The organism is Rhodococcus sp. 06-235-1A, from assembly GCF_002258785.1.
Lineage (GTDB): Bacteria > Actinomycetota > Actinomycetes > Mycobacteriales > Mycobacteriaceae > Rhodococcoides.
In genome coordinates this window covers 287160-299135 of record NZ_NOYI01000009.1, presented here as the reverse complement: position 1 = coordinate 299135, position 11976 = coordinate 287160, and the positions used below count along the sequence as shown (strand labels likewise).

The following is an 11976-nucleotide window of genomic DNA, read 5'->3' as shown; positions in this document are numbered from 1 at the left end:
AAGTTCTACTCATAGCAGCAGCTAGAGTCGGCGCGCTATCGTGTGCTCGTGGCCATCGATCCCACTTCCGAGCATCCCGTTCTCCAACGCGTGCGCACGCTGGCGTTCGCCTACCCCGAGGTGTCCGAGAAGATTTCCCACGGCAGGCCGACGTTCCGCACAGCCTCGGTGTTCGTCTATTTCGGCGGCGGCGTCAAAGGTGGCGATCAGTTCGATCTGTCGATTCTGGTCAAATGCGAAAGCGCCGAGGAGCAGCGCGCGTGCGAGCTCGAGCCGCGCTACTTCCACCCCGCCTACCTCGGCCCAGCCGGCTGGGTGGGATTCGACCTGTCCGATGCCTACGACGACGTCTGGGCCGAGGCCGCCGAACTGATCGACTGCAGCTACCGCATCACCGCACCGAGGCGCGCTGTTGCGAGGCTCGACGCCGGCGAAGGTCCGAATCTCGGAGTCCAACAATGGAACTGAGGCAACTCGAATACTTCGTGGCCGTCGCAGAGGAAGCGAACTTCACCCGAGCCGCCGCCCGCGTGCACATCAGCCAATCCGGCGTCAGCGCCCAGATCCGAGCGCTCGAAAGAGAACTCGGTGCCACGTTGATCGACAGATCGGGTGGCACAGCAACATTGACCACCGCCGGTCAGGCCGCGCTGACGCAAGCCCGTGCGACGCTGGCCGCCGCGAACTCGGTTCGGCAGTCCGTCGACGACGTTGCCGGGCTCCTGCGCGGCTCGCTTCGCGTCGGGATGATCACCGCCTGCACCGTCCCGCAACTGTTCGACGCTCTGGCCCGCTTTCATTCGGCGCACCCTGGCGTCGACATTGCTCTCCAGGAGGACAACTCGGACCGACTGGTGGCGGATGTCCGCGCCGGAGACCTCGACATCGCACTCGTCGGTGTCGCAGCTCGTGCCCCGGACGGATTGGAGTCGATGGTGGTAATCGACGAGCGGATCGTTGCGGCAGTTCCACCGCAGCATCCGCTGGCAGCGCAGGACAAGGCGACGTTGGCGCAGGTGTGTGATCACCCGATCGTCGCACTTCCGTCGGGCACCGGGATTCGCGCGGTGTTCGACCGGGACTGCGCCGGGCTAGGACTGACACCGTCGATCACGTTGCAGGCCAGCGCACCTGACGCGGTGGCCGACCTCGCTGCCCGCGGTCTTGGGGTGGGGATTCTCAGCGCATCGATGGCGGAATTCTATGGCAACAAGCTCGTCGCCATCGAGCTCACGGACTCCGACACCGCCGCGCTGCTGGCTCTGGTGTGGCGGGCTCCGATGAGCGCGGCGCTGACCGAGTTGGTTACGGTCGCGACCGCGAGCTTCAGCGAATTCTCTTGACGGTGAACCACAGTGCGACAAGCAGACCGAGCAGGGCGACCGACGGCAGCACGCCGGGATCGCCTCCGATGATCCCGGCCACGGCGAACACGAGAGCCACGACTGCGAAGAACCCGAGGATGCCTGCCAGCAACTGAAGGTGATCCTGGGCGGTCACGACTTGACGCCGCCCGCCGTCAGTCCGGAGATGATGCGACGTTGGAACAGCAGCACCATGATCACCAGTGGAATCGCAACGATGGTGCCCGCGGCCATGATCGCGGCATACGGCACCACGAGCGGATCGTTGCCGGTGAACCGCGCGATGGCCACGGTCACCGGTTCGGTCTTGTCACTCGAGAGCTGACTGGCGAGCAGGTACTCGTTCACTGCGGCGATGAACGCGAGAATCGCGGTGGTGAACAGGGCAGGTGCGGCGAGTGGGAGCATCACCAGTCGAAACGCTTGGAATCGTCCGGCGCCGTCGATCCGCGCGGCTTCTTCGAGTTCCCAGGGCAATTCGGCGAAGAACGCCGCCAGAGTGTAGATCGTCAGCGGTAGGACGAACGAGATGTTGGGGATGACCATCGCCTGGTAGCTGCCGATCCAGCCGATGTTGGTGAAGAACTGGAACAGCGGGGTCACCAAGGCGACGACGGGGAACATCGACGCACCCAGGATGATGCCCGTCACCACGTACTTGAAGCGAAAGTCGATGCGCGAGAGCGCGTATGCCGTGAAGATGCCGATGACCAACGCGATCAGTGTGGTCGCGCCGCCCACGATCAGGCTGTTGCCCACCGCACGAAGAAAATTGTTGCCGTTCGCCGTCGACAACGCATTTTCGAAGTTCACCCACGTGACATGGGTCGGCCACGGCGTCGTGTCGAAGGTGTAGCGCGGGTCGCGGAATGCGGTGACGACCATCCAGTAGAACGGTGCCAGTCCCCAGACGAGAATGACGACGACACCGAGATAGATGCGAGCCTGCTTCATCGGCCGGGCCCCTTACGCTGATTGTCCTGAGTGGCAACGGCGTTGGCACCGAGAAACTTCACCAGGATGAACGCCACGACGAATATGAAAATGAACGAGATGGTCGACAACGACGCAGCGCTGTTGAATCCCTGCCGGATCTGCTCCACCACCAGGATCGAGATGGTCCGTGTGGCGGGATTGCCCTCGGTGAGGATGGCGGGCAAGTCGTACATGCGCAACGCGTCCATGGTGCGAAACAGAATCGCGACCATCAACGCGGGCTTGACCAATGGGAGCGTGATCTTGGTGAAACGCTGCCACGCCGACGCCCCGTCGACGCGAGCAGCCTCGTAGACGTCGGCGGGAATCATCTGCAACCCGGCCAGAATCAGCAGCGCCATGAACGGCGTCGTCTTCCACACGTCGGCGATGATCACCGCAAAACGAGCGGGCCACGCGTCGCCGGTCCACAGAATGTTCGTTCCCAGAATGCGATTGGCGATGCCGTCGTACGCGAAGATGAAGTACCAGAGCTTGGCCGTGACCGCCGTCGGGATAGCCCAGGGGATCAGGATTGCCGCGCGCAGCAAGGCACGCCCGGCGAAGGTCTTGCCCATGATGACGGCCATTCCGAAGCCGATGACCACCTCGATGGACACCGTCACGACCGTGAAGAACGCGGTGTTACCGACGGCACCCCAGAACTGCGACCCCAGCGTCCCCGGCGGGCAGGGCACCAACGTGCCCGACGCCGAGGTGCATTGCTGCAGGATCCAGTGCGTGTAGTTGTCGAAGCCGGCAGATCCACCGGTGACGAACATACCGGTGGCGGGATCGAGACCGGGATCCTTGGAGAAGGACATCACCAGGGCTCGAATCACCGGGTAGACGATGACGATCGCGAGGATCACCATCGTCGGTGCGATCAACAGCCAAGCCCGACCCTGCGTCAGGCCGAACCGCTTGTTCTTGGACCGCACATGCCGACCGCGGCCGGGGGACGAGCCCCCGGCCGCGGTGGTTGCGGCGGCCCCACTGGTGACACCAGCAGGTACAGCCATTGGTTCTCCCGAATCAGTTGGCGCCGGCGGTTTCGATACCGGCCTGCATGTCCGTGATCGCCTGGTCGACGCTCTTCTCACCCTTGATGGCGGCAGAGACGTTGTCCTGCACGGCCTTCGAGACGGCCGGGTAGAACGGGGTGACGGGACGCGGAACTGCGTTCTCGATGGATGCCTTCAATGCGGGAAGGTACGGCATCGCGGCGATCAGTGCGGGATCGTCGTACAACGACGAGAGCACGGGCGGCAATGCGCCCTCGGCGATGATGCGCTGCGCCTTCTCGCCCTGCATGAAGCGCAGGAAGTCGGCTGCAGTGGCCTTGTTCTCGGAGTACGCGCTGATCGCGGCGTTGTATCCGCCGAGCGTCGAGGTGCCGACGCCGGTGACTCCGGGAAGCGGTGCGACCGCGTACTTACCGACCACGGCCGAACCTTCTTCTGCGGCGGTGCCGTAGACGTACGGCCAGTTACGCAGGAAGAGTGTCTTTCCGTCCTGGAACGCCTGCTGGCTGTCGGATTCCTTGAACGTGGTGTCCTGGGCCGGGATGACGCCGGTCTCGAACGCGGTGACCAAAGTCTGCAGTCCGGCCTTGGCTTCCGGGCTGTTGACGGTGGGGGTCTTGCCGTCTTCGCCGACGATCGATCCGCCGTGCGCGTTGATAATTTCCGACGCGTTGGCCGTCAGACCCTCGTAAGGCGCGAATTGCCCTGCGTAGCAGTCGATGTTGTTGTCGCGGGCGACCTGGCAGTCCTCGGTGAGCTCGGCCCAGGTGGTGGGCGCCTCGGGGAGCAGATCACTGCGGTAGTAGAGAAGACCACCGTTGGTGTTCTTCGGTGCGGCGTACTGCTTGCCGTTGTAGGTCGCACTCGCGACGGTCGCGGGCAGAACCCCAGCGTTGTCGAGTGCGAATTCGCCCTCGAGCGGCACGAGCCAGCCCTTGGCCGCGAACTCGGCGGTCCAGACGACGTCGAGTGCCATCACGTCGTAGTCGCTCTGCTGTGCCTGGAGCTGCTGAACGAAGTCGTCGTGGGCCTGATCGGCGTCGGCGGACTGTTCCTTGAAGGTGACCTGCTCGTCGGGGTGGCTGGAGTTCCACTCCGAGATGATCTGCTGGACGACACCGGTCTCGGTGGTGTCCTGGCCCTCTACATAGGTGATAGGTCCACGGCCGTCGGCGTTTTCGGATGCAGCACCCGAATCGCCGCCCGAACCGCTGTCGCTCGAACATCCGGTGAGCGTCAGCAGCGTGGCTGCCGTTGCAACCACCGCCACCTTCGTGATCAAAGACGCCATGTGTTCTCTCCACTTACTTCTACGCGGTGGTATGCGCCCGGAGATCGGCATGCAGAATCGTGCAGTGATGCTCCCCCGACACATATGTCGATGGGTACTGTGGCACACAACTCACCGCGACGGGGTCATTATCGAGTTCCTGAATCGGTCAACCCGGACGTGTCGGAGGCGCCCGGTACCCTTTCGCTCATGAGTTCGGACAAGATGCTGACGCGAATCGGCGGGTTGCTGCGCCAGGCGGAGTCCACCGACAACCCCCACGAGGCCGAGGCCTTCATGGAGGCTGCTCAGCGTCTGGCCACGTCGGCATCGGTTGATCTGGCTGTGGCGCGTTCGCACAGCGCATCCCGCGAACGGCAGGCGACACCCACCCAGAAGGTCATCCCCATCGGTGAACCCGGCAAGCGTGGGCTCAAGACCTACGTTCAACTGTTCGTCGCCATCGCCCATGCCAACGACGTCCAGTGCGATGTGTCCAGATCGTCGACGCAAGTGTTCGCCTACGGCTTCGACTCCGACATCGAGACCACCGAGGCGCTGTACTCCTCGCTGCTGATTCAGATGGTCCGAGCATCGGACGCGTACATCAAATCCGGTGCCTACAAATCCGAGACGGCCATTCGTACCGTCACCGAGATCAAGAATCGCCGACGCTACACCCGGCGCGAGGAAGTGCCCGTCGCTGCCGTGACGGCGCGACTGAACTTTCAGACCGCGTTCGCAGCCCGCATCGGTCAGCGACTGGGCGAAGTGAAGAAAGAGACCGAAGCCACGGCCATCGCTCAGGAACAGCAGGGTGCCGGTACCGCATTGGTGTTGCGTAACAAGGAGGTCGAGCTTCGGGACTACTACCGCCAGACCTCGACGGCTCGGGGCCACTGGCGGGGTCAGAGTGCAAACGCCGGGTACTCCGAGGGTGCCCGTAAGGCCGGAGATCGAGCGGGGCGAAACGCGAAAATCGGTGCGCACGCCGAACTGGACGGAGCAAGCAGGCAGTTGGGTCGCTGACTACTGCATACGTGTCGAAGCCGCGAATACCGGCCATCCGATTTCGGTTCGCCACAGCGTCGGGTCCTCGGTATCGCGCGGTCCGACGACGTAGACCTCGCGCACCGGTCCCGCGATCGCCAGGCCGTTGGTCTCGACATACACGCCGAGTGCGCCGTAGGTGACATCGATATCGTCGTGCGATCCGTGATGCACCGTCACCGCGAGTTCGGTGGGATGCAACGTCATCGGCCGAATTCTGTTCAGGGACGGCGCATCCGATGTGGGGACATACACGGTCATGACCCCACGACCTTCGCTGAACAACTCGTTGTCGTCGTCTCACGCCCTCTATGGTCATACATTGATGCAAGCTCGCAAAAATTCGTTAACCGGCCGGGCCGAGACCTGCTTATCGAAGAGCTGTAGCCTTCAGCGCCTAAAGTCCGCGAAGGTGAGCCTGCAGTCCAGAGAGTCGATTGGACAGGCCCCTTGACTCCGATACGCGCCGTTCGGCCTCACCGAGGAGGCGTCGCCTCTCAGCATCGTCCTGTGCTCTAGAAGCCTCCCTTCGCAATTTCTCAGCCTCAGAATCGGCAGTTGCGATCAACGTCGCGACGTTCTTCATTTCCCATTCCAGCTCGGCCTTAGTTGCCATCTGCATCCTCTTTTTTGTTATACGACACTTGACACTTTTCACCTCTATGCGCTGAGCGGCAAGCCCGCGCCGCCGGAAACGATCGCTTTGACTTCGGCAGGTATACCGTCTGCCGCAACGTTCGCAAGATCCATCAAAATCCCACCACCCTTAATCAACCGTTGTACCCGAGCAATGCCTCTTGCAGGGCTATCGCCAGGCTGGACGAGTAGGAACATTGCAAAGGACCCAACACGATTTGGATATCCGTAGGCTCCGAAGAGAAACGACGCTCCCTCGACCTCCAAGAAAAGAAATCCGCCTTCGTGTCCGACCACGCTGTCACGAAAACTGAATTCCGTTCTCTCCATAATCCAACTGACCAATTGCTCTGCCGAGAGCTCGGACGCGATCGCCACAGGGTTGAGCGGCCCCACCTGATCCAATAGTCCAGGGAAGGAAGCGATCATCCCTCGGGACTGCTGCGCGCTCACGGTCGAATTACCCGGTCAATTTTGGTCGGCATCACATCAGCCTCTGTTCCTCAGATGTCTGGCGATCTCAGCCTCGACCTGTCGGTGGTGTGCCACTCCATATTGCCTAGCCAACGTTGATGCCGCTGACCTGATGTCGGCCTGGCCGACGTTTGCAGCAACGCCTGCAGCAAGGATTAGACCCTTCACTGCCTCTAAGATTTTCACTTGCGGGACGTCGGGCACTGTTCCTCCTCTTTCGCGCATAACAGGCCCCAACTCTAACTGCAGGTTCAGCATCGACTGTGATGCATTGCGATATTTCAGCCGTTCGGATTAATGGTCCTATGCCAAGCTCAGGAAAGGACTCCCTGTGATTGTCCAGGATAGACCCGCCAGCGACTGACGGATTTACGCTGCACGGTGGAGCCAGATTCGAGCACGCTGGACCATTCCTGCCTTCGCCGCCGTTGGTCGCACCCAATTCTTGAGCTGCGGCACGGTCGGAATCGGTGATCAACATTAGGGCCGCACACATAAGCAACTCACCCGACACCCGCCGCCTAGCTACTTCAGACACGCCGCACTAGGTGGTGGGCCTTACCGCCGCGAGCTGACTAGGCGGCATGAGGATCTGCTCGAGTCGATTGTGCGAAGCGGGGCAGCACTAGGGTGGATTCAGTCCGTCATCGTTACACCTAATGCACCGCCTTCTTGGACCCCGGAAACTCGTCTCTACGGGCGACGATGAAGGTCTACTATCCGCCGCAAGCGACTCCACGACCCCGGACCGGCAGATTACGAGCCTGACGTTGTTCGTCCGCTCGACGTCGCCGCGAATACCGGCCAACCGATTTCGGTTCGCCACAGCGTCGGGTCCTCGGTATCGCGCGGTCCGACGACGTAGACCTCGCGCACCGGTCCCGCGATCGCCAGGCCGTTGGTCTCGACATACACGCCGAGTGCGCCGTATGTGACATCGATATCGTCGTGCGATCCGTGATGCACCGTCACCGCGAGTTCGGTGGGATGCAACGTCATCGGCCGAATTCTGTTCAGGGACGGTGCATCCGATGTGGGGACATACACGGTCATGACCCCACGACCTTCGGTGAACAACTCGTTGTCGTACAGCCCACCCGGCTGTCCGGTGGTTTCGATGACGACTGCGTCGATCTCGGCCATTGCCTCGGAGTACCAATCGAGCACGTCGGACGCGTCGACGATCTCCGAAATAGCTGCCACCGAACGTTTCTCGGTGAGGATGCGTCGAACCTCGATGGTCGGCGGCGTCGGATCCAACAATCGTCGCAGGGCAGTCACCGCGGATCGGGTGTCGTCCAACTGCCGTTCGAGCCGAGTGAGGTGTTCGCTGATCAACCGGGCTCGTGCGTCGGAGTCCGGGGTGTGCACGATCGCCCGCACCTCCTTCTCCGGCATCTGCATGCTGCGGAACCGTCTGATGATCTGCGCCGTTGCGACCTGTTCGGTGTCGTAGTACCGGTAGCCCGAATAGTCGTCGACGGTTGCCGGTTCGAGCAAACCCGACTCGTGATAGCGCCGCAGAGTCTTGACCGACAGGTGCGTGATGCGCGAGAACTCGCCGATCGTCAGCAATCCGTTCATGTCGACATTCTCACCCCTCCCGGTGGGGGAGAGTGGACTCTCCCCATGGGGGAGGGCACAGGCTCGATACATGACCGAATCACAGATCATCGACCGCTACTTCGAGCTCGCCACATTGGCCGACTCGGAGCCCTACTTCGCTCTGTTCACCCCCGACGCCGTGGTGGAAGACGAGGGAAACGAATACCAGGGCATCGACGAGATCCGTCGTTGGCGAACCGAGGTGCCACAGGTGCACTACGACGTTCTCTCCACTGTCGAGTCGGGGCCGGGTCGGACAACCACCGCAGAGATCTCTGGCGACTTTCCCGGTAGTCCGGTGAACCTGTCGTACTACTTCGAGATGACCCAGGACGGTCGGATCTCGGTGTTGCGCATCGGGGTGTAGTCCATGTCCGCCGCAAATGCGCGCGCGTTCGCCAGGTGCGCGCAGATTCGCGTCGAAATCGGAGGCGAATTCGCTCGCGTATGACAAACGCGCGCGCGTTTGCGGGGAATTGGGGCTGCGGGGAATTGGGGCGGCGGGAAGGAGCGGGGCAGCGGGAAGGAACGGGATAGGGCGGCGGAGGACGGGGATGCGGGTCAGTCGAGACGCTTCAGCACCACACGGAGGCCGACGACGCTGGCGACGGGGAACAGCGAGGCGACCAGCCACGGGACGGCCGCACCCCATCCGGTGTCGGGGGACGCGTCGATCACGGCGCCGAGTGCGATCGAGCCGATGAGCACTCCGATGCCGCCGAGCGAGGCCATGAAGCCGTAGTACGAGCCCAGTCGACGTTCGGCGGCCATGCGCGGCACCAGGTCCCGGGCTTGGGGCATGGCAATCATCTGCCCCAGCGCGAGCAACAACACGAAGAGTGCAGCCGGGATCAGGCCCACCGGTCCCTCCAGCTCCAACGGACTGAGGACCGCGACCAGGACGAAAGACGCTGCCATGACGGCGAATCCGATCGGCAGGATGATCCGCGGTGACACGCCGGCGACGCGTCGGGTGATCGGCAGCTGAGTCGATACCACCAGTACTGCCGAGATCGCGAAGAACCAACCGAGCACGGTCTGCGAACCCCACGCCCGCTCGACCTCGAGGGGAAGCAGTAGGTACAGCTGGTTGTAGGCCACCAACTGTGCGCTCATCGCCACCGCGAACAGTACGAAAGTTCGGTTGCGCACCACATCGGTCCATCCCAAGAGCCACGGATCGTCGCGATGCTCACCGCGCTCGCGCGGCAACCACCGCACGTGGGCCGCGATGACCAGAACGAAGATCGCCGCAGCCACCAGGCACGCGATACGGAAATCGACGAGCAACAGCACCGATCCGACGAGCGGGCCGGTGAAGGAGCCGATCTGGCTGCACACCGACATCAGCGCGAACGTCTGCACCCGCGTCGGGCCGCCATCGACCTCGCTCTTGCCCGCCTCGATAGCCACCGCGGATTCGACTGCGGGAGAGAACAATGCGGCCGCAAATCCGATCGATACCGTAGCGATCAGGACCGCCGGCAGCGAATCGGCGAACGCCAGGCCCACGAAACCCGCCACCCGCAGCACGCAGCCGACGAGGACGACCGGCTTGATGCCCCACCGATCGGCGAGTGTGCCGCCTACGAAGAACAGTCCTTGCTGCGAAAAGGTTCTGATGCCGAGGACCACTCCGACGACCGCCGCCCCGAGTCCCAGCTCGCTCGTCAGATGAACCGACAGATACGGCAACACCATGAAAAAGCCGATGTTGAAGGTCATCTGGGTCAGGACGAGCAATCGGACGGTGGGGGTGGCCCGCCGCAGATCGACGAGAAACGACCACCGCCAACGCGTCGGCGACCTGTCGGTTCTCGTGCTCATGTACTGCACCCTCCTGCATCGACTTTCTCGACGACGCTACCGGTCGACCTCACCCGACCCGACGTGGCCGCGGCGAGAGAGACAGCGAGAACGGCGAGGGCCATCAACGAGGCCAGCGGAGCTGCCGCTACCCAGGGTGCTCGCTCGACCGCTGCGACTCCGTCGGACAGGATCAACCCCCAGTCCGCCGTCGGCGGTTGCGGTCCGAGACCGAGAAATCCGAGTGCAGCGAGGGCCAGAGCGACGCCGGGTAGACGAATCATGGCGTGCCGCAGCACTACCGGAACCACAGTGGGCACGACGGACCCGAGCAGAATTCTCGCGTTGCCTGCCCCGAGCGTGGGCAGGATGGAGATGTACGGCCGAGCGCGGGTTTCCTCGACGAGTGCGGCGGTGTGCGCCGCGAGCGGTGCCCACGTGACGATCAGGACCGCGACGGCAGCCCCTCCTGCGCTCGGCCCCCAGATCGCCGCGATCAGAATTCCGGTGACCACCGGCGGTGCCGCGTTGGTGACTTCGACCAGGCCCCTCGACGCGCGCGGAACCAGACCCAACAGAACCCCGACCACCAGCGCAGCGAGCGTAACGGCCAGCGAGAGGCCGATGGAGCGGAGTGCACCGTCGGCGACCCGGGCCAACAGATCTCGCCCGGATGCGTCCGTACCGAATGGGTATGCAAGGGTTGGAGCCGCGAACTTCTCCCTCGTCGTGGCCTGCCCATCGCGCGGAAGACCCACGATCACCATGATCCCGAGAGCGGATGCCGCCGCGATCGGTACGAGCCAGCGTCGCGGAGACGGATGGAAGAAACCGGACGGGATGGGCATCGCCTTCTCGTCCAACGCGCTGCCGAGAAGCAACCGCCGGACGAGTTCTGCGAAAATTCCGAGCGCAGCGCTGATGGCCAACAGCAGCAGAATGTCGATCTGCAGGGCGGGTAGGTCCTGAGACTGCGCGTCGCCCAAGGTGGCACGGCCCAATCCCGGTATGGCGAAGACCTTTTCGACGGCCACCGCGCCGCCCGTCATCGCGACCATGACCAGACCGATCTGCGAGGTAATGCTCGGAAGTGCACGGCGCAGTACCGCGCAGGCAATCTCCGGTCGGGAGAATCCTGCGACCGTCCACGTGGTCACCCATCCCTCGGTGAAGGTGACGGCGATCGCGTCGGCGAGCAATCGGCCGATCAGCCCTCCTGCCGGAAGTCCGAGGGCGAGAGCAGGCAGCACCGCGTACTCGGGGCCGTTCCAGCCGTACGCCGGAAAGGACAGCCAGACGGCTCCGAGGACGACGAGTATGGACGCGAGCAGGAACTCCGGTAGCGATGTCAGCGCTGCGGCGACGCCACCACCGGTGCGTCCCGGGGTACCGCGCAGCCCGGCTCGCACGCTGGGGACCAACACGAGGGTGGCCGTGACGATCGCGACGAGCATCGCAAATCCCATCAACGTCAGCGACACCGCGAGTGCATCGAGTGCCCCTGGAAGCACCGGTCGCCCTGTGTTCCAGGACGTTCCGGGATTGCCCGACGCGATGCCGGTGAGCCGGTCCAAGAACATTCGTAGCGGTCCGGCGTCGAGCCCGAGGTCGCGGCGAATGGCGGCGAGGGCCTCCGGTGTTGCCTCCTGCTCGGCCGAGCGAGCCCGCAGAATGCTCAGTGCCGGATCGCGATCGGACAACCAGGGCAGCATCCCGACGACGAGAACCACTCCGATGATCGCAACGAGGCGCGAGGCGGTGGTGCGCACTC

The 11976-nt window shown here is 63.4% G+C and carries 13 protein-coding genes; 4 read left to right on the top strand and 9 right to left on the bottom strand.

Going from position 1 to position 11976, the window contains the following annotated elements; translation table 11 throughout:
• The first annotated feature begins 48 nt into the window (after positions 1 to 48).
• On the top strand, positions 49 to 468 hold the full coding sequence (locus tag CH275_RS08175; RefSeq protein ID WP_373453689.1) for an MmcQ/YjbR family DNA-binding protein: 420 nt from the start codon (positions 49 to 51) through the stop codon (positions 466 to 468).
• Positions 459 to 1343, top strand: coding sequence for a LysR family transcriptional regulator (locus CH275_RS08170; RefSeq protein WP_094676890.1), 885 nt, complete (start codon positions 459 to 461; stop codon positions 1341 to 1343). Before CH275_RS08175 ends, CH275_RS08170 begins: the two co-directional genes overlap by 10 nt.
• Here the strand turns inward: CH275_RS08170 and CH275_RS29405 are convergent.
• From CH275_RS29405 to CH275_RS08155, 4 genes are read right to left on the bottom strand one after another with little or no spacing between them, the layout of a single operon-like run.
• The gene (locus CH275_RS29405; protein WP_179276040.1) at positions 1327 to 1500 is read right to left on the bottom strand and encodes a hypothetical protein; all 174 of its coding nucleotides are present in this window, start codon (positions 1498 to 1500) and stop codon (positions 1327 to 1329) included. The two genes, CH275_RS08170 and CH275_RS29405, sit on opposite strands and share 17 nt — an antisense overlap.
• Positions 1497 to 2318: a carbohydrate ABC transporter permease gene (locus CH275_RS08165; protein ID WP_094676888.1), complete on the bottom strand. Its 822-nt coding sequence runs from the start codon at positions 2316 to 2318 to the stop codon at positions 1497 to 1499. The genes CH275_RS29405 and CH275_RS08165 overlap by 4 nt, the downstream gene beginning before the upstream one ends.
• On the bottom strand, positions 2315 to 3361 hold the full coding sequence (locus tag CH275_RS08160) for a carbohydrate ABC transporter permease (RefSeq protein WP_179276039.1): 1047 nt from the start codon (positions 3359 to 3361) through the stop codon (positions 2315 to 2317). The genes CH275_RS08165 and CH275_RS08160 overlap by 4 nt, the downstream gene beginning before the upstream one ends.
• Before the next feature lie 13 nt (positions 3362 to 3374).
• A complete protein-coding gene (locus CH275_RS08155; RefSeq protein WP_094676886.1) occupies positions 3375 to 4655 on the bottom strand; it encodes an ABC transporter substrate-binding protein in 1281 nt (426 codons plus the stop codon).
• Between the two features lie 189 nt (positions 4656 to 4844).
• Here CH275_RS08155 and CH275_RS08150 point away from each other — a divergent pair, with 189 nt between their 5' ends.
• Positions 4845 to 5663: a DUF2786 domain-containing protein gene (locus CH275_RS08150; RefSeq protein WP_094677339.1), complete on the top strand. Its 819-nt coding sequence runs from the start codon at positions 4845 to 4847 to the stop codon at positions 5661 to 5663.
• Here the strand turns inward: CH275_RS08150 and CH275_RS08145 are convergent, their stop codons facing one another.
• The 3 genes from CH275_RS08145 to CH275_RS08130 form a co-directional block, all read right to left on the bottom strand.
• A complete protein-coding gene (locus CH275_RS08145; RefSeq protein ID WP_256990914.1) occupies positions 5664 to 5945 on the bottom strand; it encodes a GyrI-like domain-containing protein in 282 nt (93 codons plus the stop codon).
• Between the two features lie 399 nt (positions 5946 to 6344).
• The gene (locus CH275_RS08135) at positions 6345 to 6773 is read right to left on the bottom strand and encodes a hypothetical protein (protein WP_143546711.1); all 429 of its coding nucleotides are present in this window, start codon (positions 6771 to 6773) and stop codon (positions 6345 to 6347) included.
• Between the two features lie 777 nt (positions 6774 to 7550).
• Positions 7551 to 8378 (bottom strand): MerR family transcriptional regulator, encoded by an 828-nt coding sequence (locus tag CH275_RS08130; protein ID WP_094676880.1) that lies wholly within the window; start codon positions 8376 to 8378, stop codon positions 7551 to 7553.
• Between the two features lie 70 nt (positions 8379 to 8448).
• On the opposite strand from CH275_RS08130, the gene CH275_RS08125 reads away from it, so the two are divergent.
• Positions 8449 to 8766: a nuclear transport factor 2 family protein gene (locus CH275_RS08125; protein WP_094676878.1), complete on the top strand. Its 318-nt coding sequence runs from the start codon at positions 8449 to 8451 to the stop codon at positions 8764 to 8766.
• Positions 8767 to 8960: 194 nt separating this feature from the next.
• Here CH275_RS08125 and CH275_RS08120 read toward each other — a convergent pair whose 3' ends face one another.
• Both CH275_RS08120 and CH275_RS08115 read right to left on the bottom strand, forming a co-directional pair.
• The gene (locus CH275_RS08120) at positions 8961 to 10226 is read right to left on the bottom strand and encodes an MDR family MFS transporter (RefSeq protein ID WP_094676876.1); all 1266 of its coding nucleotides are present in this window, start codon (positions 10224 to 10226) and stop codon (positions 8961 to 8963) included.
• Complete coding sequence (locus CH275_RS08115) at positions 10223 to 11974, bottom strand: ABC transporter permease subunit (RefSeq protein WP_218828758.1); 1752 nt, start codon at positions 11972 to 11974, stop codon at positions 10223 to 10225. The genes CH275_RS08120 and CH275_RS08115 overlap by 4 nt, the downstream gene beginning before the upstream one ends.
• Between the last annotated feature and the right edge of the window lie 2 nt (positions 11975 to 11976).

Coding starts and splice junctions, on each gene's coding strand:
- CH275_RS08170 (WP_094676890.1), top strand. CDS start 459: ATGGAACTGAGGCAACTCGAATACTTCGTGGCCGTCGCAGAGGAAGCG.
- CH275_RS08165 (WP_094676888.1), bottom strand. CDS start 2,318: ATGAAGCAGGCTCGCATCTATCTCGGTGTCGTCGTCATTCTCGTCTGG.
- CH275_RS08160 (WP_179276039.1), bottom strand. CDS start 3,361: ATGGCTGTACCTGCTGGTGTCACCAGTGGGGCCGCCGCAACCACCGCG.
- CH275_RS08155 (WP_094676886.1), bottom strand. CDS start 4,655: ATGGCGTCTTTGATCACGAAGGTGGCGGTGGTTGCAACGGCAGCCACG.
- CH275_RS08150 (WP_094677339.1), top strand. CDS start 4,845: ATGAGTTCGGACAAGATGCTGACGCGAATCGGCGGGTTGCTGCGCCAG.
- CH275_RS08145 (WP_256990914.1), bottom strand. CDS start 5,945: ATGACCGTGTATGTCCCCACATCGGATGCGCCGTCCCTGAACAGAATT.
- CH275_RS08130 (WP_094676880.1), bottom strand. CDS start 8,378: ATGAACGGATTGCTGACGATCGGCGAGTTCTCGCGCATCACGCACCTG.
- CH275_RS08125 (WP_094676878.1), top strand. CDS start 8,449: ATGACCGAATCACAGATCATCGACCGCTACTTCGAGCTCGCCACATTG.
- CH275_RS08120 (WP_094676876.1), bottom strand. CDS start 10,226: ATGAGCACGAGAACCGACAGGTCGCCGACGCGTTGGCGGTGGTCGTTT.